Origin of the sequence: Streptomyces sp. A0592, assembly GCF_004795115.1 — a bacterium.
Lineage (GTDB): Bacteria > Actinomycetota > Actinomycetes > Streptomycetales > Streptomycetaceae > Streptomyces > Streptomyces erythrochromogenes.
Genome location: NZ_SSBM01000033.1, coordinates 1 through 23830, shown reverse-complemented (window position 1 = coordinate 23830; position 23830 = coordinate 1). Strand labels below are relative to the sequence as shown.

The following is a 23830-nucleotide window of genomic DNA, read 5'->3' as shown; positions in this document are numbered from 1 at the left end:
GAGCGCAAGACCAATGTGGCTCCCCGAGGGTGAGCCCCGGCAGGTAGCGCCGGGGCTCATACGAAGTGGCTTGTCAGCGGTCCATCAGGACGAAAACGCCCCACCCGAGGTATTCCCGCTGGTACCTGACGTGCTGGACGGGTGCCGTGGTCAGTTCCGCCCGCATCTCGTCGGCGAGCGGGTCGTGGGGGTTGGCGTCGAGCCAGCGCCGGATGTTGAGCCACTGAGCCGCGACGTACCTGTCCCAGCTGTCCTGGTCGGCGAGGACCATCTCAACCACGTCACAGCCCAGGTCACCGAACTGCTGGAGCAGTTCCGGCAGGGTGAGCAGGTCGTCCTTGCGGGCCATGTGGCAGCCCTCGACGACCGTCTGATCCTCGGGCTCGCGGCGCCAGTACGGCTCGCCGATCAGCAGCATGCCTCCAGGAGCGAGGCTGCGCCGCAGGAGTTCGACCGTGCCGGCGACGCCGGAGCCGATCCAGGTCGCGCCAATGCAGGCAGCGATTCCGACGGGATCGTCGGCGACATGGCCCGAGGCATCCGCATGCACGAAGTCGACCCGGTCCGCAACGCCCAGCTCCGCAGCCCGCTCACGGGCGGCGTCGATGAACACGGTGCTGATGTCCACCCCGGTGCCGGAGACACCGTGGTCCCGGGCCCAGGTGCACAGCATCTCGCCTTTGCCGGAGGCGAGGTCGAGCATGCGCGTGCCCGGCGCCGGGCCGATGGCCTGGCCCAGGAGAGCCAGTTTGTCGCTGGTGAACGGGTTGCAGATGCGGTGACTGCTCTCGCGGATGGTGAAGCTACGCGGCAGATCCATGACAGGGGTTCCTTCGGTTCGTTGAGGTCACAACGGTGGGGCTGAGCGGCCGACGGGAACTGACCGCAAGAACCTGGACCGTCATCAAATACACCTCTTCGAACGTATGAAGGCTGGGACCGATCGAGGTTACGGCCACCGTGATCACCGTGTCCAACACAATTGCGCCCTGCTGGTGGGCGCCTCATGGACGCGGGTCGCTGGCCTGGTACCGCCTGTGTCACGAACGGCGCCCGCCATGCACTGATCCGGTAACCGATGGCACGACGCTGGACATAAACTGACGGTATGCCCGAGTGATGCTTGAGCGGCCCGCATATCGTGCCCACATGCTGAGTGAATTCCTGCAGGTGGGCGTCATCGTGGCCGGACTCTGGTGCCTCGTGGCGACTGTCAGGCGCGCGGCTAGCGGTGACCGGCGGGCGCGCTGGACCCTGCTGCTGTCCGCCCTGACCTGTGGGCTATACCTGTGGGGCCTGACTCACCTTCTGGTCTTGGACGTTCGCGAGAGGTGTGAACTCACCTTGCACACCCGCTTCGATCCTGACGAGCACATGGAGACACTGCTCCCGCTTTCGAAGACGTGCAACGCGGATAGCGACCTGGTCCCCGGCTACGTGAACCCGGTGCTAGCCGTCCTCGCTTCCGCGACCTTGGCGGCCGGACTCGGGACCGTCATGCGCGCGGTACACGGCCGAGGCACTGTGGCCGTCGCTGCGGCTGCCCCTCACCGGCCGCCCGAGGGACCTGGCGCTCCTGGAGGTGATGGAGGCCGAGCATGCCGCCACCGGCCCGGTGATCGAAGCCGTCGATGACGCTTTGGGTGAGCTCGGCGTCAATTGCCTGCCGCTGGGTCAGCTCGTGGACACCCTGACCCGTGGTCTGGCCGGGCACCTCGACCACGAGGAATCAGTGGCCCTGCCGCTCGCGCAGAGCGTGGTGACGGCCGAACAGTGGGGGCATTTCAGTCGGGTCCACACCCGGTACGTCGGGTCTGGTGCAGGTTCGGGTGACAGGGTCAGTCACGCGGCCTGGAGGGCCGGCGTGGTCATGACGGTCTCGAATTCGACGGGGGTCAGCCGGCCAAGTGCGGCTTGCCGACGGCGTCGGTGTAGGCGCCCTTGGACTATCCGGCCTTCTGCAACTGCTCGTGCTGCTGCTTCATCAGAGCAGCCGGGATCGGGTCCCCCGCTGTGTCGGTGAGGTAGACGGCGAGCGCCCCGCCCGTGCGCACGATCGCTATCGTCTGCCCTTTGCTGGGGTCTTGGGGGCAAACGACGGAGAAGGAGACGGATTCGTCTCCGATTCCGACCGGCGGCAGCGCCTCGAGGTGTTGCGCTCCGACCAGCCGCGCGGGAAGGAGGGCGTGAAGCCCTTGCACTCGGTGACGGCCGCCTTCAGCTCCTTCATCGCCGTCTTCGCCTCGCCCCCGGGTAGCTGGTCAGCACGACGCTCGCCCCCGCTGACGTGTCGCCGACCTCGAGGGACGCCCAGGCCGTACCGGTGGCTGCGCGCTTGGGTGTGACGCTCCGCAGGTCCGCCACCGGCCGGCAGACGGGCTCGGACACCGTGACCAGCGACAGCGCCCGCCGTTCGGCGACATGGTCCCGGGTAGCCGGGGACAACGGACTGCACCTCACCCCGTCCACAACTTTTGCTCCGCCGCGAAGCCGCTCGCCCGTCATGACCACACCGGCCCTCCAGGCCGCGTGACTCAACCTGTCACCCGAACCTGCATCAGACCCTTCGGCTACATCGTCTGCCTTGTCCACGGGGTGTTATTGCCCTTGGGTGACAAACGCTCTCGCTCCTGAGGCTCTGGTCCACTGGGCTCCCAGAAGATCAACGACAGAGTCCGCCATCCCACCACACGCCACTGACATCACGGTCCGTGAGGCACCACAAGAGTGGACCAGAGCCGCTCCTGACCAACAAAGCCACACGGACCCGGCCTACAGTGAAAGACCAGATCAGCTACCTGGAACGCTCTCTTGGAAGGAATGCGGCATGGGGGATGTCGGGGCGGCCGATGCAGCGGTGGAGGGGCTGGAGGAGTACCGGGGGGAGCTGACCCGGTACTGCTACCGGATGTTGGGGTCGTACGCCGAGGCTGAGGACGCCGTACAGGAGACGCTGGTCCGGGCGTGGCGGAGCATCGAACGCTTCGAGGGCCGGTCAGCGCTGCGGTCGTGGGTGTACCGCATCGCAACCAACGTCTGTCTGGACGCCCTCGCCTCGGGTAAGCGGCGGGCGCTGCCGATGGACTTGTCCGGCCCGAGCGCGGGCGGCACACCGCCGACGCCCCCGGAGGACGCCGCTCTGTGGGTGGAGCCCTGCCCTTCCGGCGATCCGGAGGCGGCCGCGGCGACGGGCGAGTCAGTGCGGCTGGCGTTCGTCGCCGCGCTGCAGCACCTGCCACCCAGGCAGCGAGCCACGCTGATCCTGCGCGATGTCCTTGGCTTCTCGGCGCGCGAGGTCGCCGAACTGCACGGCTCCACCGTCGCCTCAGCCAACAGCGCCCTGCAGCGGGCCCGAGCCACACTGGCCGACCACCAGGGAAAGGACGGGCTGGCCGTACGGCCGTCCGACGACAGCGTCCGCCGGGTGCTGGCCGAGCGGTACGCCACGGCCTTCTCCCGCTACGACATGGAGGAGCTGAACATGCTCCTCCATGTCGACGCCACGCTGTGCCTGCCCCCGTACTCGAAGTGGATGCGCGGTGTCCCCGACATCCAGGCATGGCTCACCGGCCCCGCGATCGGCTGCCGGGGCTCGCGTCTGGTTCCGACCGCCGCGAACGGGTCCCCCGCCTTCGGCCAGTACCGCCCCCGCCCGGACGGTACCGGCTACGAGCCGTGGGCCCTTCAGGTCGTCGAGTTCTCCGGCGACCGGATCACTGGCATCACGGCCTTCCGTGACACCGAGCGCCTCTTCCCGCTCTTCGGCCTGCCGCGCCGCCTGGGCGAGGAGGCGCGATTCGGCGCTCGTGCCTGACTATTTGCCGGCGTCCTCGGCGAGGGTGTGGGCGACGAGGGCGTTGGCGTGGCCGTGCCCCACCCCCGTGTTCGGACCCGAGCCAGTTGACGAGCTGCATGTGCTTGGCGAGCGGGCAGGTGCGGATGAGCTCCTTCCACTCGGCGATCGGGCGGCCGTGCTTCTCGATGGAGGGGAAGTAGCTGACAGGAGGCTTCACGGTGGCCATGGGTGTCCTCGTTTCCTGTCTGGATGATCTCGATGTTGTCGATGACCCCCTGCGGTCAGCGGTCGGCCGGGGCGCCGGCCAGGCGGGTCGTCACCGCGGCCAGCCACAGCAGGCCGAGACCCGCGCCGGCAGTGAAGGCCAGGACGGAGACGGCCGAGGCCATGAAACCGGCGAGGACAGCGACCGGGACGAGACGAGAGGCCATGGCCCATCTGCCGTGGCCCCGGGCGGCGAGCGAGTCGGCCAGGACGACGAAGGCGGCGCACAGAGCGAGGTAGCCGACCATTCCGGCGATCATGTGGACAGCACCGTGCCCGCTGATCACGGTCCTGTCGGGGGCTCCGGCGGGGAACCCCGCGCCGGCGTCGGCCGGGAAGGCTGCCGCGGCCCAGAACGAGACACCAAAGACACCGACCAGAACCGGACCCCAGGTGCCGCCCGCGCCCCCGCCCAACACCTGGCGCAGACCGACCGCACCCATGACCAGCAGGGCGCCGGTGAGCAGGCAGTTGACGGTCTGGATCCAGCCCGCGTGGCCGAGCGCGAGCTGGCTGAGCGCGTTCCGGCTGAAGTCGAAGCCGTCAGGGGCGAGCCCTTGCGCGGCACCGACCGCGAGGAACACGGGACCCGCCGCCATGCCGCCCGTCAGCCATCGGCGTAGCGCGCGGGACGCGGACGTTACGGGAGCGACGTGCTGGGACGCGTTGAGCGTGTGGGTCATGAACGAGCCCTCCTCGCATGGTGTTGTCGCTCATTCGACCGGCGGGAACCAGCAAAGTCATCCGTCCGCACAATGTGCGCTAGATCACGAGCACTCGGCCGCTCTCACGGACAGGACCTCGCCCGCTACCTCGTGGGCCCGGCCCGCTCACGCGGGCCAAGACAACGCTCAGGGGTGCAGCCCGGGCCGATCTCCGGATACACGACCGCCTCTGCCAGGAGGACCTCCTGACGGGTGTTGGCCGCAACGTCGCCGGCGTTCCAGTGCCGGAAGGAGGTGCGCTTGTAGCCGGTCCGGTCCTCCACCGCCAGCGGGAGCGCGGAGACCGCGACCCCGATCGGCAGCACTTGCGGCACGACGGCCGCGGCCGAAGCAGGGGTGGCGGGCTGTGTGGCCGCGTGCGCGGCCGTGGGCAGAGACAGGGTCATAGCGAAGGCGGCGGCCGCGACAGCGTAGCGCTTCGTGATCATCATGGGCCGGTTCTACCGGCCGCCACCCTGTCAGCAACAGGCCGTGCAGGCCGGGTTCACCCGGCCGAGCACGCCGGTTCACCGGCGAAACGCCATTGCACACTCCCGCTTCCGTCACCCGGCGGCCGCGGCCGGGCCCTCGCCGAACCGGGATACGTCCTCGAGCCCGACGTCCAGGCGCAGGCGCTGAAAGCGGAACGGGTGGCGGAAGACGCCGCCGTGGTCGATGGCGCGATCCGCGCTGACCTCGGCGACCAGGGCGAGGTGGACGAGGGTGGTCTCCAGGACACACCGCACGCGACCACCGGCCCGCCCCGGCATCCGCCAGCGGGACCAGACCCTTCCAGGCCACTGGGGGTGGTGACGACCCGGAGGTACTCCAGGAGCGCCTCAAGGGTTGGCAGACGCTTGCCGGTGAGCATTTCGTTCAGTCCGGTCGTGGTCAGGCGCGGCCGCACCGACGCGGCGGCGACCGTGGCGTAGGAGGGGGTCCCACCGGATATGTGGACCAGGTTCAGCCTCTCTGCGAACGCCTCCAGCGCGGCCTCGTAGGCGTCGATCGCCTCACGGTCCTGCTGCTCGACCCCGGGTGCTTCGGTTGCCATCAAACCCCCCTGCCTGTGCGGAAAAGCCACGCCAGAGGGCGGTGAAGCCGTACGTATGCGGATTGCGCCGAACGCTTCCGGCCGCTCCGCCCCGTCCGAGAACAGCCCGCTTCCCAACGGCCCAAGCACAAGATCATCCGGGTCCGGGCGAGCCCGTACGGATCACTGGGAACCAGGGCCGCGGGGCGCTCTCCTGGAGTCATGACCGACACCGGAACCACCCCGCAGACACCCGAGCCCTCCCAGCCCCCCGCGAACCCAACCCCGGGACGCGCCGTGTCCCCGACGCCGTGGTCCTTGTCGCGCTCCTCGCCACCTGCGCCGGCATCTACCTCACCGTCGGCGAAGCCGGCTTCGCCGGCGTCATCAGCGCCGTCGCCGCCCTCTACGGAACCTGGCGCGCGCGCCGATGAACCCGGTCGACGGCCTCGGCGCAGGCCCTGGGTCAGAAGCCGACGGCGACGCGCTCGCCGACCGCGACAGCCGCACGCCTGCACCCCGCCCGGACGGCGGCCAGGTCCGCCCGTACGTCCGCCCCCCGCCGCTCGTCGGCGGCCGCAGACGCCCGATCGGCTGCCGCGTGCAGTTCTGCCCGCGCGGCCGCACCATCACCAGGGAGCACCGTGACCTCGGCCGCTTCCGCGATCGTCGCCATCAGCCGCGCCAGCTCCGCCGGGCCGGACGCCGTCTGGTGGATGTGAACGCCGAGCAGCCGGGGCGCCCACCCTGCCAGGGCGCCCCGGATCTGCTCGCACAGCCCTTCGGTCCCCGTGTGCGGGCCGTCGGGCGCTATACCGGCGCTCATCTCCCCATGGTCACCGCCACCACCGACAACACGCCTCGGCCCGGGCTCGGCCGCCCCGCTAGCGGCGGGGGTGAACTCCACATCGGTGCCGCCGCAGCCGGCCGTGATGTCCAACAGCCGGTCCCGCTCCATCTCGTCGACCGCGAGGCCCCAGCGGAGTTTCGTCGCGGTCCACTCCGCGCCGTACCGGCACAACGCATCCGGCGCCGGCGGCAGCCATTCGGCCGGATCCTGATCCGCCTTCGACCGGTTCGAACGCGCCGTCACCGCCACCAGCGACGCCTGCTGCCCTTGGTCGTTCACGTACGCCTCCCGCCGCGCGGGCGTCCATTCCGCCGCCCCAGCTGGCAGGGAGCATCATTCCAGGTGAGCGGTATTCCAGATGCCCTCGGCAGCAGCCGTGGCGATCGTGAACCGAGTTCGTAGCCGGTGCTGTCGTGGGTGTCAGTGCTGCCCGGCATAGTGCCCGGCATGATCAACGACTTGGACAGCATCGACTGGACGTTTCTGGGACACGCCTATGGGCCGGCCGGGGATGTTCCGCAATGGCTGCGCGACATGGCTTCCCCCGACACCGAGGTCCGGGAGCAGGCCTTCAGCAGCTTCTACGGCGCGGCCCATCACCAGGGGGACGTGTACCCGTGCACGGTGGCCAGTCTGCCGTTCCTGTTCTCCATGGCAGACTCCCCTTCCACGCCGGATCGGGCGTCGGTGGTCGCGCTGATCGTGAGCATCGGCCGTGAAGCCGTCGACCGGGACAAGATCGGCGGCATCTGGATCGGCATCGATGGTGAGGAGACCACGGCCTACCACGACGCCGCAGCGCTGATCTGCGGGCGCGGCGACGTGTTCACCGGCTACGCCTGCGACGCGGACGCGCGGGTACGTTCGGCCGCGATCCCGGGCGTGGGACTGTTCCTGGAGGACGCCGAGCGGGCGGTAGGGGTCCTTCGGGACCGGCTCGACGCCGAGGACGGCGTCGTGGAGCGGTTGCTGGTGATCCGGACGATGGGCGATCTGGCGCTGCGGCTCCCGGCGGCGCAGGAACCGGCGCGGGCCTGGTTCGACCTCCTCGCCAGCGATGTGGCGGTGGATGCCGATGTACGTCTTGCGGCGCTCGTCCAGCGGGCCCGCTGTGTCCCCGAGTCCGTCGACGACACCACGGTGCCCACCGCGATCGCGCTCCTCCGCCGGACCGCGCCGATACCCCGGCCCGAGGACAGCAGGGAAGCCGACTTGAGCCGGGGGGCGGCGGGACCGTGCACATGTGCTCTTGAGGCCGAGCCTGACTCCGGTGTTCCCGGGCATGTCGCTGCCGCCTTCGCCGACCTCGACCGCCGCAACCGTGTCCACGCACCCACGACATCCCTGCTGAAGACCTTCCACGAAGTCCTCGACGCACGTGTCGAGGACCGGACCGTGCTGCTCTGCGAACAGCTGAGCAGCACGGACGCGGCCACCCGGTACGACGCGATCGACATGGCACGCGGTCTGATCACCGCCTGGCGGGGAGACCACACTCGCCTGGTACGGCTCCTCGCCGAGTGCCTGCTGCCGCACGACTCCTACACGTCTGCGGCTGCGGCCGAAGTGCTCGGTTCCCTGGGCCGGCTCGCCGAACCGGCCCGGGAAGCCCTCGCCGCCTACGTGATCACCCAGCGCACCACACACAGGCCCGATGCCTGGGCGAGCCCTCACGCCGAGCTGCGCCGCGCCCACCAGCAGGCCGTCCTGGCCCTCGCCGAGCTCGGAGACGAGCGGGCGCTTCCCGGGCTGCTGATCGCCCTGGACACAGGCGTCGATGCATGGCGCGCCGTGAACGCGGCGGGCCAGCTGCCCCAGGCCGCCGCGGAACTCACGCCCCGGCTCATCCGGCTCCTCGCCGACATCGACCACTCCCGCGAATGGCCCGACGTCAGCCCCACCTCGCTCGCCTCCGCCCTCGCCGCGCTCGGCGACCCGACCGCCGTGCCCGCGCTCACCGACGCCATCGCTGCCGCAGTCCAGCGGGGACAGTGGCGCACAGCCGAGCCCGTGTTGGAGGCGCTGGCGTCGTTCGGTCCCCGCGCCATCACCGCCCTAGAGACCGTCCGCCCTCTCGCCGAGGTGGAAGACCAGGGAACCCGTACCGCCGCAACCAGCACCCTCTGGGAACTCGAACGCCGCCCCGAACACGTAGTTCCGCTGCTGCAGCGCCTCCTCGACGACAAGCGGAACTTCGACGCGGTCGACCTCGCCGGCCGGATCGGCCCTCCCGCCGCAGCCGTGCTGCCGCGCCTGCGCCAGATACTGAACGACCAACTCGCACAGAACGCGCGCAACGAGCAGAACGGCTCGGCCGTACTGAACGACTCCTGGACCCTGGTCCATGTGGCTTCAGCGCTCTGGGACATCGGTGGCAACGAAGAAGCCGACGTCGTCGTCCCGGCGCTGCTCGCCGCGTGGAAGGACAACGACTCCACCGCCCGCCACGCCGTCGCCTGCCTCGACCGCATGGGCCAGGCAGCGCACCCCGCCCTCCCCCAGATCCGGTCTGCGCTCGCCCAGCCACGCCGCGGGGGCACCGCATGGGGATGGAACGTCTCCGTTGACCTGGAGATCCAGCACGTCTGCCGGTCCATCCTGGCGCGTACGGAGACCTCCCAGGCGACCCGCTGACCGCAATGAGACCGCCACCGCGAGGCAGGGCCTGACACGGTGGCGGCTCCTTCTACCGCGACACCCGGGCTACGGCGCGGGGGTGAACTCCACGTCGGTGCCGCCACAGCCGGCCGCGATGTCCAGCAGCCGGTCCCGCTCCGCCTCGTCGACCGCAAGGCCCCAGCGGAGCTTCGTCGCAGTCCACTCCGCTCCGTACCGGCACAGCGCATCCGCCGACGGCGGCAGCCACTCCGCCGGATCCTGGTCGGCCTTGGACCGGTTCGAACGGGCCGTCACCGCAACCAGGGAGGTGGGCTGGCCCTGGTCGTTCGCGTACGCCTCACGCCGCGCCGCCGTCCATTCCGCAGCTCCCGAATCCCAGGCCTCGGCAAGCGGGACCATGTGGTCGATGTCCAGCGCCCCGGCCGGCGTGACCTCCCGCTCGTCGTAGTACGACCACCAGGTCCCGCCGGTCAGGGTGCAGCCCGGGCCGATCTCCGGATACACGATCGCCTCGGCCAGGAGGACCTCGGCGCGGGTGTTGCAGCCGTCGGCCGGGACGTCGCCGGCGTTCCAGTGCCGGAAGGAGGTGCGCTGGTAGCCGGTCCGGTCCTCGACCGCGAGCGGGAGCGCGGAGACCGCGGCTCCGATCGGCAGGACCTGCGGCACGACGGACGAAGCTGGGGCCGCGGGTTCTGCGGCCGCGTGCACGGCCGGGGGCAGAGACAGGGTCAGGGCAAGGGCGGCGGCCGCCACGGCGAACTGCTTCATGATCATCATGGGCTGTTTCTACTGGCCGGCCACCATCAGCAATAGTCCCTGCAAGCCGGGTTCACCCGCCCGAGCCAGCCGGTTCACCGGCGAAACGCCACTGCACTCTGCGGATGTGCACCGCAACAGGTCTGGCCGAAGGGCACCTTGACGCTGTCCGCACCCAGCGAAATCGTCGTGCAAAAGTCCGCAACTGGCTCGACAGGGGAGATCGTCATGACGCTACGGTTCATCGGGATGGACCCCAACACCACCGGAGGCGGTTCGCCCACGGTGTGGGTGGACGCGGAGAAGCAGGAGATCGTCATCCAGGGCTGGAAGCTGGGCGAGGCACAGACCGCCGAGGTTGCGAGCACCGTCTGGGTGGAGGGACACGATGCCGGTATCCCCGCTCACGAGACCGTCGTCCGTGTCCCGGTCCGGATGGTGCCGTTGCTGAGGGAGGCGTGTGATGTCGCAGAACGTTCCGGACTTCGCTGAGCTGCTGCGAGGGGCCGAGCGCACGGCCGTCCACCTGGAGATGCGCGATCTTTACAGTGTGGGTGACGAGGCCGCGACATTCGAGCACTTCCTGCGGACCGGGGAAGCCGACCTCGATCCGGTGTCCAGGCAGTGGATCGCCTGGACTCCCATCGCCCGCGAGGCGGTCGGCCGCGGCGTCGAGCTGCGGCGGGCCCGGATCGTCTCCGAGCCGGTGACGGACTACATCCGATACGAGCACGCCATGACGGCCGTCAACGTCGCTGTGGGCGAGAAGGTCCGGTGGCTTCCCCGCCGTCTCGCATCCGACATCGCATTGCCGGGCAACGACCTGTGGCTGATCGACGACCGCTTGGTCCTCTTCCACTGGTTCACCGGTGACGGCGCCTGGGCCGGCCACCAGTTCAACGAGGATCCGGATGTCGTCAAGATGGTCTCGGCGGCGTTCGAGACGGTGTGGGCGCGAGCCATCCCGCATGATCAGTACACCGTCTGACGCCGGGCAGACAGCTCATGCCGTCTTCACCGTCGTCCAGCGCCCAGGCGGCACGTGTGGCGCTCGCCGTACGCCTGACGCATCTTCGCAAGGACGCCGGTCTCACTGGGCGGGAGCTGTCCGCCCGGTGTGGATGGCACCCCGCCAAGACGACCCGTATCCAGAAGGGCGAGGCTCTCCCCTCGGACTCCGATATCAGGGCCTGGTGTGTGGCCTGTGGCGCCGAGGAGCAGGCGGGCGACCTGATCGCCGCGTCCCGCGCGGTCGAGTCCATGTACCTCGAGTGGCGTCGGCTCCATCGCAACGGGATGCGCAGGGCTCAGGAGAGTTGGACGACCCGGCACGAGCAGACTGCTCTGTGTCGCTCTTACGTCTCCAATGCCGTGCCTGGCTTCCTGCAGACCCCTGCCTATGCCACGGCTCTGATGCAGTCGATCACCGATTTCCAGGGCACCCCCAATGACATCGCCGTGGCTGTCGCTGCTCGCGTTGCACGCAGCCGGTTCCTGTACGAGGGCGGGCACCGCTTCGTCGTCCTCATTGAGGAGTGGGTGCTGCGTGCCCGTATCGGCGGTGCGGAAGCGATGAGGGGGCAGCTTCGGCACCTGTTGACAGTGATGCCGCTGCCGTCGGTTTCTCTCGGCGTAATCCCCTTTTCCGCCAAGCGCATCATCTGGCCGTTGGAGGGCTTCTACGTCTTCGACGACCGGCATGCCTCAGTGGAGACGCTCACGGCCGAGATCAACGTCACCCAGCCCCGGGAAGTCGCCGACTACCTGAAGGCGTTCACCGGTCTGTCGAAGATGGCCGTCCACGGCGACCACGCCCGCACCCTGATCAACGCGGCGGTCGACGCACTGGGGTGAGCGAGCGCAATATCGCGCAACTTTGTTGAGCCCGGCTACCCCCCGTTCCTAGGTTGGTACCGCACCTCGGGCCACGAAGCCCGAGCAGTGCTCCCCCTACGCAGCGGGCCGCAGGCTCTCGTCCCCACGTCGCACCTGCGGCCCGCTGCTGCCGTCGGAGAGGAGCAACGGCATGAGCATCTCCGAACTGCGCTGCAACGCCCCTGCTGCATGCGAGCGCGCCTGCACGCTGCCGGAGCCGCAGCCCGGGCACCCGAGCTGGTCCATTCGGATGAGGGCCGCCGACGAGTGGGGGCGGTTCATGCGCCGCGGCGAAATCAGCATCCGGCAGGAGGCCGAAGAGTGACCCCCGTACCGCGCTCCACCTCTCGCCGGGGTCTCCCCGGCTGGCTCTACGAGGGCGCCCGCGTTTTCGACCCCGGCCGTGACTGCGAGGCCATTGTGCAGTTCATCGGACCGTTCGAAGACCCCCAGACCCGTCGTGTCATGCCTTGCGCCGTGTTCCTCCGGCCCGAGGGCGGCGGCGTGGAGTGGATCGTCGCCCCCGAAGTGCCACGCCAGGCAGATGCCCGCTGACCTTCAAGGAGACCGAAGTGCTGAACCACCGCTTAGCCGTTCGGAACTACCTCGGAGGCCCCGCCCTGGCCCCCGCCGACCTGACCATGGTGCTGCTGATGCGGGAGGACGCCGACGACTCCCCACATCCCATGCCGACGTTCGTCGTGAGCGAGATCGCCGGCATCGTCGCCGCGCTGGACGACGTGGGAGTGCGGAGCGTGAAGATCTTCGCCGGATCCCGGATGCGCGATGCCCGTGCTTCCCAGAGCGCTTCTCCGACCGGGCTCATGGCCCGCTCTATTCGCGCCGCGAAGAAGGCCCGGCCGGACATGGCGGTCATGACCGAGACGTGCGTGTGCCCGCACAACGACTCCGGGGAGTGCTGGCTCGCGGATACACAGGGCCGGATGGACCTGTCGGAGACCATGGAGGTCCTGGCCGACCAGGCCGTCGTGCAGGCCGAGGCCGGAGCTGACATCGTGGGCCCCGCGGCGATGATCCCCGGCTCCATCCGGGCGGTACGGGAGGCTCTGAACGCGGGCGGCTTCGCAGACGTGGCGATCATGCCGCACCTCATCTTCGAGTCGTCCCTGTACGAGGGCTACCGGGCGACGATGGGGGCGGTCCCGCGTTCAGGCACCCGGGCTTTCCAGATCAGCCCCCGTCGCCCGGAGCAGGCCGTGCACGCCGCCCGACGGATGGTGGACGAGGGTGCGGACATGATCCTCACCGAACCGGCGCTGCACACAGTCGACACCCTGCTGCACCTCAAGGACAAGGTGCCGGTGCCTGTGGTCCCGTTCTCCGTATCGGGCGAGTACCTGCGGCTGACCGATCCGGCCCCCGACGGCGGCCGGGAGGTGAAGGGTCTCATGGAGGCGTACACGGTTCTCAAGCGGTCCGGGGCCGACCGGATCATCACCTATGGCGCCTTGGACATCGCCCGTGTCCTCAAGGCTTCCTGATCTCCGCGAGGATGCCCGCCGCGCCCTGGGCGAGGAGTTCGGCGGCCAGGCACGCCCCGAGCTTCTCGGGGTCGTCCGCCGGCCCGGCTCCGGCCGCAGTCACCTGCTGGGAGCCGTCAAGCGAGGTGACGGCCGCCGACAGGTGCAGCAGTCCGTCCTCCTCCATCCGGCCCCACGCCCCGACCGGGACGGAGCATCCGCCGTGCAGCTCGGCCAGAAGGGCGCGTTCGGCCCGCACGCACGCGTCCACCTGGGCGTCGCCGGTTCCGGCGAGGAGCCGGGCGGCCTCGGAGCCGGTGCGGACCTGGATGCCGAGGGCGCCCTGACCGGGCGACGGGGGGAAGATGGCGGGGTCGAATACCTCGTGGACCTCGGGCATCATGCCGAGCCGGCTCAGGCCGGCCGCCGCCAGAACCACGGCGTCCAGGCGGTCCCTGCCCTTGACCCGGGCCAGGCGCCCGGGGACGTTGCCGCGGATCGGCAGGACCTCCAGGTCTGGCCGCAGCGCGAGGAGCTGCGCGACCCGGCGCGGTGCCCCGGTACCGACGCGGGCCCCCTGGGGTAGTTCCGCCAGCGTCGCGCCGCACAGTACGTCCCGTACGTCCTCGCGGGGGCCGGGTGTGGTGAGCAGCATCGTGCCCTCATGGACGGTGGTTGGGAGGTCTTTGAGCGAGTGCACGATGACGTCCACCCGGCCGGTCACCAGGGCGGCCTCCTGGTTGGTGGAGAAAGCCGAGCCGCCCGCCGTCTTCGCGACCTCGGCGAGGGTCGGTGTGATCCGGTCCTGGTCCCCGCCTTCCAGGATGATCTCCCGCTTGAACCGTAGGCCCGGGAACTGCGCTGCAAGGGGTGTCAGCCACTCCGTGACCTGCGTCCTCGCCAGCTTGCTCGCTCTCGAACCGATCGTCACGACGGTGCTCATCGGATCAACTCCTCGCGTCTTTAGGCGGGTTGACACTGGATCCTACTTGCACCAGAACAATGCAGATTCCGACAGATTGTCACCATGGAAGGGCCGGATGATGTCCCGTCTCCGAATCGGCGCACGCGCCTCGGTCATGTCCCTCACCCAGACCGCCCCCCTGCTGTCCGCCCTCGCCCCGACGAAGACCGTCCTGGTCCCGTTCTACGACGCTGGCGGAGACCGTGAAGGCGGTGCGCGGACCGCCCTCGAATCCGACGGAGTGTTCACGGACGAGATCGAGAAGGCATTGTTGGCCGGTGACATCGACATCGCGGTGCACTGCCTGAAGGACACCCCGACCCACGACACCCCTGGCCTGGTTCTCGGCGGCTTCCGGCCGCGGGGAGACCTCCGCGACGCTCTCGTGCACCGCGACCCCGGCATGACCCTCGAAACGCTCCCCGAGGGCGCCCGCATCGGCACCGCCTCCGTCCGACGCCGGGCCTACCTCCGACGCCTGCGGCCGGAACTGGAGATCACGCCCCTTCGCGGCCCCGTAGACGAAAGGCTTGCAGCCCTGGATGCGGGGAAGATCGACGGTCTGATCGTCGCCTCCTCCGGCATGGACCGCCTCGGCCTCGCCCACCGCATCAGCCACCGCATCCCGCCAGAGCTGGTCTGCCCTCCCCTCGGAGCCGCCGCCGTCGTCCTGCAGTGCCGCGAGGACGACGAGATCCCGCTGAACATCGCCACCGGCCTCAGCGACCCAACGGCCGAGACCCTGGCAGCCGCCGAACGCACCGTGCTGCGCGAGATGGGCGGCTTCTGCAACGCCCCGCTGGCCGGCTACGCCACCACCGACGGAGAACAGATCACCGTCCGCGCCGCCGCCTTCACCCCCGACGGCAACGTCCTGATCGAAGCCCACCACACCGGCCCCGACGCCCAGGAAACCGCCATGACCGTCTGCCAGTGCCTCACCCGCCACGGCGCCCGCAGCCTCGCCCAAGCCGCCGCCTGAGCTGGCCTACGCGACACCGCCAGTCCAAGGCGCGCAGGCGGGGCAGTCCGCCATGACATCTCGTATGCGGGGGTGCGTATGAAACCAGCACGACTGCAGCAGCGTGGTGCCCGTCTCCCGATGCCCCGAGCTGCACCGGGGTGGCGGGGTGTGCGGCCGCGGGCGCGAGCATGGGCACGGCGAGGGTCAGAGCGAAGGCGGCGGCGACAGCGGACCGCTTCATGATCATCATGGACCGTTTCTAACGGCCCTCACACCGTCACCAACAGGCCTGTGCGCCCGGGTTCACCCGCCCGGGCACACAGTTCACTGGCGAAACGCCACAGCACCCCCGCCGCGTCAGCCACTCCCCCTCACCAAACCGTGCACGCTCTCGAGGCCCACGTCCTGGTTTGGCTCTCTACTGCTACGCGAGTACGCCGGGCCGACGCTGATGTGCGTCGCCCCGGCGGCGTTTACCGCCTACGGCGCCCGCGGAGAGAGCGCGGGGCCGCGGACATCCAGACTCGCGCCCCCCATACGCGAGACCCGTCTGCAGTGGCTCTCGGAGACGGATGACCGAAGCGGCCAGCCTCCACGGTGGCGGGCAGCCGCAATTGCCCGTTAGGCCGAAGCCCTGCGGCGGCGCTTCCAGCCGTCCTTGATCTCCTTCGCGGCACCGATCGTGATGGCGACGGCCAGGGCAGCTTCTATCAACCCCCACACTTGGGGCCACCCGCTTTCGGGAACTCGGTCCATCGCACTTGCCGTCATGAAGGGAACGAGGATGACGAAGAACAGGGTTAGCCGATACCTACTCATTTCGCCTTCTGCATAAAATCAGCAGCTTCGCCTACGGCGTCGGGGCCACAGCCCGAAAGCTGTGGCCCCGACGTAACTCCAGAGGGGACTACGGGTGCTTGCGTCCGTGGAAGCGTTCAACAATCCAGGAGGCGGCGAAGAAGAAGACCGCGGCTTCCAGGAAGGCCGTGTTGGATCCGCGGCCGTCCTGGACAGCAACGATCACGGCAACCACGGTGCTGATCACTCCGCAGAGGAACAGGCCCAGGGCCGCTCGTTTGTCGTATTTCATCGGGCGTCCTCGTGTTGGATCAGCAGCGGTACTGCCACGGGAAGAAGGACGTGTTGTAGTTCTGCACGTACTTCCAGTACTTGTGGAACCAGATGCTCGCACCCGCCGAAACGGCCAGGCAACGACCTCCTCGGTTGATCGCGTTGTGCGCCGTGTACTGGATCCACGCGCCCATGCCACCGATGGCCACAGCGATCAGCCAGCCGACCGTTGGGATGCCGGAGGACAGGGCAGCAGCCACGCCGTAGGCGTAGTGCGAGTATTCCTTGATGCGCCAGGTCCAGCGGTAGTTGAAGTATCCGGTCGCCACGACGTAGCCGGCGCTCCTGCCCCATCCGGGGATGTAGACCTGGGCGACCAGCTTGCCCCAGGAGCGGTAGAAGGTACGCGACCAGGTCCAGCGGCCGTCGAGGTCGTAGGCGTTGGCCGGGTCAGCTCCGACGTACTCGTAGGCGTTGCGCGAGCCGCCCTGAACCGGGTCCACCTGCAGGAAGCGGCCCGAATCGGGGTTGTAGACACGGGCGCCCATCAGCATGGTTCCACCGAGGGTTTCGGAGGACCGTTGGGCTGCGCCGAGCCACTGGTAGCGGGTGGCCGGGGAGTCCCCGCGGACCTTGCCGTACTCGTCGGAGCTCAGCGCGGTCGGCGGCTTGGAGACGTCCAGCGGGAGGGCCAGGCTGACGTCGCCGTGCAGGTTCGACAGCTGCAGGACGACGTCCCCGGAGGCCGAGGTGGTGGCTGCGAGGCCGCCTGCCAGGCCCTGGACCATGCGGGTGACGCGGCCGGCGGCGTCCTCGGTGATCCATCGGGGGCTGTCGGCGTCGCTCGCGTAGTGGTTCGTCCTCGACGCGGTCTGTGTCCAGCTGCCGCCGGAGTTGGACTCGGTCTTGAACGTCCGGGTCCGCTGTGCGGGGTCCAGGCTCCAGGTCTGCCGGGAGGTGCCCAGGGTCTGCTGCTCGACCAGGTCGCTGTTGTAGTAGCTGAGTGTTGCGCCGCCCGGCATGGTGGTGGTGCGGCCGAACTTGTCGTACGCGTAGCCCGCGTCGACGATCCGGTCGGCCGAGTCGAAGGCCGAGGTCTTCGTGGTGCCGCCGGTGGCGGGGCAGTCCGCGCCGGGGGTGCCGGCCGACGTCGTGAGCGAGGTCCGGTTGGAACGGCTGTCGAAGCCGTAGCCGCGGACGGTGCACACGTCTGAGTAGGTGTCGGCGACCTTCGTCAGGCGTCCGATCGCGTCGTAGGTGTATTCCTGTCGTTCGCTGTGTCCGGCGCCGCCCGTGTGGGTCAGGCGCTGCCCGTGGACGGACTCGGTGACCGAGTCGCCGAGCAGGAGTATGCCGTCGGAGTCGCGGGTGTAGGTGCGCTCCTGGAGCGCGCCGGCGCGGCCGAGGTTCTGGCGCATGGTGAAGCCGCCGGGGAGGGTCTCCTTCACCACTGCGCCGTCGGCGTCGTAGGCGGCGGTGAAGGAGCCTGCGACGGAGTCGGCCATGGCAGTGGCCAGGCCGCGGGGTTCCTTGGTGTGGTCGTAGGTGATGGTTGCCGTGGAGGGGACGGAGTCTGCGACCTTGATCGGGCGGTTGAGGCTGTCGTACTCGGTGGCGGTGACGCCGGCGTCGGCATCTGCGTAGGAGACGATGCGACCGAGCATGTCGTACTGCTTGGTAACCGTCCCGGCCGAGTTCGAGACGATCTTGGAGACGCGTCCGTTGGCTGGGTCGTGTTCGGTTGTCGAGACGGGTGCCGCGGTGCCGAGACCGCCGGTGACGGTCACGCTGACCAGGCGGCCGGCGCTGTCGTAGGTGCTGCTCGTGGTGCGCGTTGTTCCGCCGGACACCTCTGTGATCTTGGTGATCTGAGCGAAGACGTTGTACTCGTACGTCTTGGTGGGCAGGGCCGACGGGTTGGAACCGCCGCCCGTGATCGCACCGGCCGGGCCGGTGCGGCAGATCAGGTCCACCCACTCGGGCCGGCCGGAGCAGGCGCCGGTGCCGTCCGCGGTGTAGTACTCGGTCGTGGTGGTGGCGGCGTCGTTGCCGTTGGAGCCGGGGAGTACGGCCTTGACCGCGCGGCCCCGGCTGTCGTACTGGGTGCTCGTGGTGATCGCGAGCCCGGCAGGGTCCTCGATCGTGGCGGTTCCCACGCCCTTGGCCCAGTCGTAGGTGCTCCTGGTCAGCCGGGCATCCGCCTGCTTGGCGGGAAGGTCACGCAGCTGGGCGGACTTGACCGTGCTGGTGAGCTGGTTGCGGACGACGGCCGAGCCGTCGGTGGGACGGCCCTCGTCGTAGGTGTTGACCGTCCACGGACGGGCCGAGACTGTGCTGCCGGCTGCGACGAGCGTCGTGGAGCCCTCCGTCAGCGCCTTTGCCAGGGTCACCTCCTTCAGCGAACCCAGTGTCTCCAGCGTGCGGGTCCCGTCAGCGCTGAAGATCGAACGCTCGGAGAGCAGCTCGGCGCGCTCGGCGGGGTTCAGGGCCGTGATGCCCAGGCGGGTGAGGCGCTCGGTGTCCTCCTGTGTGCCGCCGAGTGCCAGTGCGCGGTTTCCGGCGGACAGCCGGCGCACGGTGTTGCCGAAGCGGTCGTACTCCGTCGTCTCGATGTTGCCGGCCTCGTCGCGGGTGTTGACCTGGAGGCCGGAGGCGTTGAGGTAGCGCACGGTGGCCCGGCCGTAGGAGCCGGCTGTCAGGCTCGCCCCGTTGTGGGAGGCGGGCACGCTGTCGGAGGGAAAGACTGCGGTGGCGTCGGTAGGGGCGGTGCTCTGGCCCCAGGCGGCGACGTCTGCGCTGCCCATGGCCTTGGGTGCGGCTGCCCCGGTCAGGGGGATGTTGTAGACGAAGGAGGTCGATGCCGTGCCGTCGGTCTCGGTCTTGCTGCCCTGCTTGAGGGTGGGGCGGCTGGCCTTGAGCAGCATGCCGTCACCGCCTGCGGCACCTCCGACGTTGCCGTAGGTGAAGGTCCATCCGAGCTCGCCCGGCGGGGTCAGCGACGTGACCCGGCCCGCCGAGTCGTAGTCGTAGGCCGTCTTCAGCGCGGGGCTGATGCGCGGGTCCCAGGTCTGCCGCAAGCGGCCGTTGTTGTCGTAGAGGTACTGCCCCACCGTCTTGGCGACGGAGTTGGCGGCGCCGGGCTCGGTGGCCCACAGGCGGATCTGCGCAACGCGGTCCTTGTAGTCGCCGAACACCAGGGTCGTGGCCGTGGTGGTCTGCGGGTAGACGAACTCCAGCAGGCGGCAGCCCTTGGTCGACGGGGTGGCGGCGCACGTCTGGGCCGGGACCTTGTTGCCCGGGGCGATGAGCATCTTCGGGCGGGCGAGGACTTCCGTGCCCACTGTGACCGCTTCGGAGATGACCTCGGTGGTGGTGTCGACGACTCCGGCCTTGCCGGAGGAGGTGACCTGCCAGGTCTCTGCGGTGGGGGCGACCTTGCCGAATTCGGACTCGGTGCCGTCTGCGCCGGTCAGGGAGAAGGTCGAGGCGAAGGAGCCGGTCAGCGTCCACATCTCGGCGCCCGGTTCCGGGACCCATGTCGTGGCGGCAGCGGTCTGTGCGGTGAAGTGGATCGCGCTGCCGTCTTCCATGACCACGTCGAGCGAGGTGTCGGACGTCTTGCGAATGTGTGTGAAGCCCGTCTGGCTGGTCTCCGCGACAGCGCCTGATACCCATTCATTGCCGAAGATCGGCACCTGGCCCTTGGCCGTCGCGCCCGCGCCGGGGCGGCGGGAGGATGCCGTACGGGTGGCTCCGACGCCGAAGAAGGTCTCTTCGGTACCGGCTATCCGGTAGTCACCGGTGAGCAGGTTGGCGTTGCCGGGGCCGACTTCGGTGGTGGCTGCGCCGTCCGCGTTGCGGTCGACCACGACGGCCAGGGGGTCGGTCGCTCCTGTGGCTCCGGCCGGTCCGGTGAAGTCGGCCTTGATCTGGATGCTGCCGTCGGGGGTGACGGTGTCGGTGGTGTTCCACACGAGTGGGGCGCTCTTGCCGGCGGTGAGCGGGATGGGCCAGGCCGTCAGCGCCGTGCCGTTCGCGGTGACGTGGCCGGCCGGGATCTGGGTCCAGGCGTCCGCGTCGGAACGCCGCCATGAGAAGGAGGCCTTGTCGTACTTGGCTGCGTCGCTCTCGGCCAGCAGGGGCAGACGGCGTACGGTGCGTGTTCCCTCAGAGGGCTGGACGAAGCCGCCGGGGCCCGCGTGGAAGGTGTAGTCGGCGGTCTCGGACTTGTTGTCCGCCTTGTCCACTGCGCGCACCGAGAGGGTCTGGGTGCCGTCCGTGGGCGGGGTGACCGAGAGTGTCTTGGCGCCGGCGGCACCGCCGGTGTGGACCTTCGTCCACGTGGTGCCGTCCAGCGACCATTCGAGCCAGTTGTGGTCGCCCGCGGGTGGGGTGACGGTGAAGTTGCCCGGCTTGCCCTTGCCCTTGACCCAGGCGTTCGACGGGTAGTCCGTCGAGGTCAGGCCGGTGGGGGCGGAAGGGGCGGAGGTGTCGACCGTGAAGGTCTTCCAGGCGGACCAGCCCAGGTTGTAGTGGGTGCCGTCGTAGGGGCTCGTGCGGAACTTGTACGTCTTGCCGTTCGTCAGCACACCCGCGGGGACGGTGACCGAGGCGGCCTGTCCGGAGGGCACCCAGGGGGAGACGATGACGTTGCCGACCTGGGTGTCGGTGACCGAGTCGAAGATCTGGAAGGTTCCGTTGACCTTGTCGCCGTTGGCGTCGACGAAGGTGTCACGCAGGGTCGGGGTCAGCGTGTTGACCGTGTAGGCGCCGCCGTAGGAGAAGAACGGCGGTCCGGCCTCCTGATTCGTTCCCGTGCGGGGACGGTAGTTGTAGGTGACGGTCAGCTTGGGGACATTGGTCGCCGCGTTGGCGGAGTTGACCCGCTTCCACTGCTTGATGTTGTTCTCGTCGGTGGCCCGCAGGCCCATGCTGGAGAACGTCCACTTGTTGTTGGACCAGTGCTGGACCAGGCTCGTGACATCGGCGTCGATCCAGCCGTCGGGCTGGGAGGTGCAGCCCGGGTTGCCCTTGGTCTGGGTGGAGGTGGCCATCTTGGTGACCATCGCCGGCTGGTTGGTCCAGCGGGAGGCCGTGGTGGGGCCGTTGGAGGTCCACACCTCCCAGGGCTGGGCGGTGCAGTCGGTGTTGCCGGAGTGGAAGTTCCACAGGCTGAGCTTGGCGTTCGAAATCAGCGCGTCGGCGACGGGCGCGGTGTTCCAGGTGATGAAGGACCGCGCGGTGCGCCAGGTGCCGTCGGCGTTCTTGGTGCCCGGGTTGCCGAGGTCGAGCTCGGTGTCGTTGGACCAGTCGACCGTCTCGCCCTGCTGGACGTAGGTGTCGAAGAGGTTGCCGAGTGACGAGGTCGACGGGTCGACCGTCACGGGGTACTTCGTCGCCGGGTCGGCGAGGAAGCCCGCGTCGGGTGTGATGACGAGGTCGGCTCCGTCCTTGGTCCTGACGACCTTCAGGCCGACCTTCGCGCGGCGGGTGTGTTCACCCGAAGCCTCGTCGACGGTGGAGTCCCACATGACGGGGGCGGGCATCGTGGCCGTCTTCTTCGACTTCTTGTCGGTGAAGAGCACGCTACCGTCGGGCTGCTGCTCGACCTTCAACCCCTTGGTCTTCAACGGCAGGGTGTAGGAGAAGCCGGCGGCCGGCTTGGCTTTGACCTCGACGAACTGCTCGAAACCGGTACGGGTGGCTTCGACCACCACGTCCGCGCCCGGTACGGCCTCGGGGTACGTCGCCCGCGTGCCATGCAGTACCGGGGCGGGCAGGCCACCGCGCCACTGCAGGGTGATCGCCTCGTCACCCTGGCCGAGCGTGACCAGGTCGGTACCGGGAGTGGACTGGGCGGCGCCCAGTGATTGCGCCTTCGTCCCCTTCTTCCCGGACAGCCGAAGCCCCTGGGGGTGGGCCTTCGAGGTCACGGAACCGTCAGCCGTCGTGGCGAGGTCGACGTCCACGTCACGCCACTGGCCCGTGGCCGGGTCGCGGTATCGGATCGGCCCGGCCGCGACCTCGGAGGTCAGCGAACCGTCCTTGTTCGCCCAGGTGGTCGACGTCTCGGTGCGCTCCGAGAGCGCCTCGACCCGTTGCCCGGACAGGCGGGCCGCCACACGGGCCGATGCGATGTCCGCGGCAGTGGTCGCAGCCTGCGGCTTCGGGGCCTGAGCGGCCGCCGTTCCGGAAGGTGCGGCAATGGCGGACTCGGCGCCGTAGAGCATCGACACCGACATCAGCAGTGCGACGCCGGCCGCGACGGTCCGCGGTCCTGTGCGCTGGTCGCGTCTTGGCCGGGCACGGAACCCTGATGCGGGCCCCGGTATCTGGCGTGTCACGTTTCTCCCCTAATACGTGTACGGGTGGTGCTGGTGGGACCGCACATGCGTCCGGTCCCGGCGCCGCTCCCGCCGGTGGGGTGAGAGCGACACGGTCTGTGGGCGGCCTACTCGACGCCTCCTGGGCGTGGGCAGGCCGAATTCACCTCCCGGCGAGCAACGACCGGGGGCTTTCAGGGATGGAGAGGCTTTGTCCGGCCTTGCCGGACCGCTGCGGACGCGCGTGGGACTACCGGGCGCCCCGACGTCCGCTGGGTACTGGCCGCCACTCCCCTACGGGTGCGGCCGCGTACGAACTGCCCCTCTTGCAGAGAGGACACCTCAGTGACGTCGCATGGAGGGATCCTGGCCCTGCGTCGGCACTCATTGCCGTGTCATCTGTGATCAGGATGTTCGGAGTGGCAGGACAGGAGTGAGGCATCGCCTGCACCTGGGTCAGCAGCTTCGGCCAGTCCAGGGTGCGAAAGATAACCTCGAGCCGCCATCTGCGGCCACGACGGCGACCAAGTTCGCGGCCTGGCGGAAACCTGGAGGCGCGGCCGGACCGGGCCGGAAGCGCAACGGGTCGCCGAGACCCTGCGCGACGATCCGCCAGCCCCATGACACAGCGGATCCCCCCTTGCCCCCCATAGCCGCAAGCCCTGGTGACCTGCGAAAACTAATCGGCCTGAGTCTGTGCGGGCGGAACTTACCCGTCAATACATGCTGACACCCATATTTGCGGTGCCGCGGAGCCCGGCGGGGCCATCCCGGGGGGCTGGGCGAACCATGCTCTCCGCCTGGTGCAGTCACAGCATCAGGCCGACTTACAGGGATTTTCGAACTGCGGACCGGGATCATCAGGCTTCGAGCCTGAGGGCGTCGCCTTCATGCGAGCGGGGGGTTGGGGGGCGAGGCCTTTGTAGCCAATTGGCGATGGGCCCAGCCCGGCTCGGCCCGGGTGCCGGGCCCACGGGCTGACGCCGATGACAGCCGCTAGGGTCTGTCCGGCGGATCTTGTGACTGTCTGCTTGTCCGGTCGTTAGGTCGGGCATGGGGCGGGGTGATCTGACGAATGCGGAGTGGGTGCGGCTTGAGGCGCATCTGCCCGCCGCCGGCCTGCGCGGTGG

The 23830-nt window shown here is 69.3% G+C and carries 18 protein-coding genes and 2 pseudogenes; 10 read left to right on the top strand and 10 right to left on the bottom strand.

Annotated elements, in window-relative coordinates; genetic code table 11:
• Positions 1–73: 73 nt before the first annotated feature.
• A complete protein-coding gene (locus E6U81_RS31615) occupies positions 74–820 on the bottom strand; it encodes a methyltransferase domain-containing protein (protein ID WP_136233460.1) in 747 nt (248 codons plus the stop codon).
• Positions 821–2827: 2007 nt separating this feature from the next.
• On the opposite strand from E6U81_RS31615, the gene E6U81_RS31600 reads away from it, so the two are divergent.
• Complete coding sequence (locus tag E6U81_RS31600) at positions 2828–3814, top strand: sigma-70 family RNA polymerase sigma factor (protein WP_136233458.1); 987 nt, start codon at positions 2828–2830, stop codon at positions 3812–3814.
• Here E6U81_RS31600 and E6U81_RS31595 read toward each other — a convergent pair.
• From E6U81_RS31595 to E6U81_RS31580, 4 genes and pseudogenes are all read right to left on the bottom strand, one after another.
• Positions 3815–4022 (bottom strand): annotated as a pseudogene (locus tag E6U81_RS31595) (DUF4287 domain-containing protein).
• Positions 4023–4077: 55 nt separating this feature from the next.
• On the bottom strand, positions 4078–4743 hold the full coding sequence (locus E6U81_RS31590; RefSeq protein WP_136233457.1) for a DUF998 domain-containing protein: 666 nt from the start codon (positions 4741–4743) through the stop codon (positions 4078–4080).
• A gap of 125 nt (positions 4744–4868) precedes the next feature.
• Entirely contained in the window at positions 4869–5216 is a 348-nt protein-coding gene (locus E6U81_RS40580; RefSeq protein WP_206310063.1) for a hypothetical protein, read from the bottom strand.
• Positions 5217–5327: 111 nt separating this feature from the next.
• Positions 5328–5510, bottom strand: coding sequence for a hypothetical protein (locus tag E6U81_RS31580; RefSeq protein WP_206310062.1), 183 nt, complete (start codon positions 5508–5510; stop codon positions 5328–5330).
• Positions 5511–6108: 598 nt separating this feature from the next.
• Here E6U81_RS31580 and E6U81_RS41790 point away from each other — a divergent pair.
• The gene (locus tag E6U81_RS41790; RefSeq protein ID WP_276615832.1) at positions 6109–6231 is read left to right on the top strand and encodes a hypothetical protein; all 123 of its coding nucleotides are present in this window, start codon (positions 6109–6111) and stop codon (positions 6229–6231) included.
• 485 nt (positions 6232–6716) lie between these two features.
• Here the strand turns inward: E6U81_RS41790 and E6U81_RS31575 are convergent.
• A pseudogene (locus E6U81_RS31575) lies at positions 6717–6968 on the bottom strand (HNH endonuclease); the annotation flags it as partial.
• A 126-nt stretch (positions 6969–7094) separates the two neighbouring features.
• Here E6U81_RS31575 and E6U81_RS31570 point away from each other — a divergent pair.
• Positions 7095–9281: a HEAT repeat domain-containing protein gene (locus E6U81_RS31570; protein WP_136233456.1), complete on the top strand. Its 2187-nt coding sequence runs from the start codon at positions 7095–7097 to the stop codon at positions 9279–9281.
• Between the two features lie 69 nt (positions 9282–9350).
• Here the strand turns inward: E6U81_RS31570 and E6U81_RS31565 are convergent, their stop codons facing one another.
• Complete coding sequence (locus E6U81_RS31565; RefSeq protein ID WP_136233494.1) at positions 9351–10040, bottom strand: HNH endonuclease family protein; 690 nt, start codon at positions 10038–10040, stop codon at positions 9351–9353.
• 210 nt (positions 10041–10250) lie between these two features.
• On the opposite strand from E6U81_RS31565, the gene E6U81_RS31560 reads away from it, so the two are divergent.
• The 6 genes from E6U81_RS31560 to E6U81_RS31540 all read left to right on the top strand — a co-directional run bounded on the left by E6U81_RS31560 (position 10251) and on the right by E6U81_RS31540 (position 13399).
• Positions 10251–10514: a hypothetical protein gene (locus E6U81_RS31560; protein ID WP_136233455.1), complete on the top strand. Its 264-nt coding sequence runs from the start codon at positions 10251–10253 to the stop codon at positions 10512–10514.
• Positions 10486–11010, top strand: a complete 525-nt coding sequence (locus tag E6U81_RS31555; RefSeq protein ID WP_136233454.1) for a DUF6879 family protein — start codon at positions 10486–10488, stop codon at positions 11008–11010. Before E6U81_RS31560 ends, E6U81_RS31555 begins: the two co-directional genes overlap by 29 nt.
• Before the next feature lie 17 nt (positions 11011–11027).
• Positions 11028–11876, top strand: a complete 849-nt coding sequence (locus tag E6U81_RS31550; protein ID WP_136233453.1) for a helix-turn-helix transcriptional regulator — start codon at positions 11028–11030, stop codon at positions 11874–11876.
• A 172-nt stretch (positions 11877–12048) separates the two neighbouring features.
• Positions 12049–12222 carry a hypothetical protein gene (locus E6U81_RS40135; RefSeq protein ID WP_168714790.1) on the top strand — a complete coding sequence of 58 codons (174 nt, stop codon included), beginning with the start codon at positions 12049–12051 and terminating at the stop codon, positions 12220–12222.
• Positions 12219–12452, top strand: a complete 234-nt coding sequence (locus E6U81_RS31545) for a hypothetical protein (RefSeq protein ID WP_136233452.1) — start codon at positions 12219–12221, stop codon at positions 12450–12452. The genes E6U81_RS40135 and E6U81_RS31545 overlap by 4 nt, the downstream gene beginning before the upstream one ends.
• 17 nt (positions 12453–12469) lie before the next feature.
• Entirely contained in the window at positions 12470–13399 is a 930-nt protein-coding gene (locus E6U81_RS31540; protein ID WP_168714789.1) for a hypothetical protein, read from the top strand.
• On the opposite strand, the gene hemC (E6U81_RS31535) is transcribed toward E6U81_RS31540, so the two are convergent.
• A complete protein-coding gene (gene hemC, locus E6U81_RS31535; RefSeq protein WP_136233450.1) occupies positions 13386–14321 on the bottom strand; it encodes a hydroxymethylbilane synthase in 936 nt (311 codons plus the stop codon). The two genes, E6U81_RS31540 and hemC (E6U81_RS31535), sit on opposite strands and share 14 nt — an antisense overlap.
• Before the next feature lie 100 nt (positions 14322–14421).
• On the opposite strand from hemC (E6U81_RS31535), the gene hemC (E6U81_RS31530) reads away from it, so the two are divergent.
• Positions 14422–15324 (top strand): hydroxymethylbilane synthase, encoded by a 903-nt coding sequence (gene hemC, locus E6U81_RS31530; RefSeq protein ID WP_168714788.1) that lies wholly within the window; start codon positions 14422–14424, stop codon positions 15322–15324.
• A gap of 889 nt (positions 15325–16213) precedes the next feature.
• Here the strand turns inward: hemC (E6U81_RS31530) and E6U81_RS31525 are convergent.
• Together E6U81_RS31525 and E6U81_RS31520 are read right to left on the bottom strand one after the other, a co-directional pair.
• Positions 16214–16396, bottom strand: a complete 183-nt coding sequence (locus tag E6U81_RS31525) for a hypothetical protein (RefSeq protein WP_136233448.1) — start codon at positions 16394–16396, stop codon at positions 16214–16216.
• Positions 16397–16415: 19 nt separating this feature from the next.
• Positions 16416–22619 (bottom strand): DNRLRE domain-containing protein, encoded by a 6204-nt coding sequence (locus tag E6U81_RS31520; protein ID WP_136233447.1) that lies wholly within the window; start codon positions 22617–22619, stop codon positions 16416–16418.
• Between the last annotated feature and the right edge of the window lie 1211 nt (positions 22620–23830).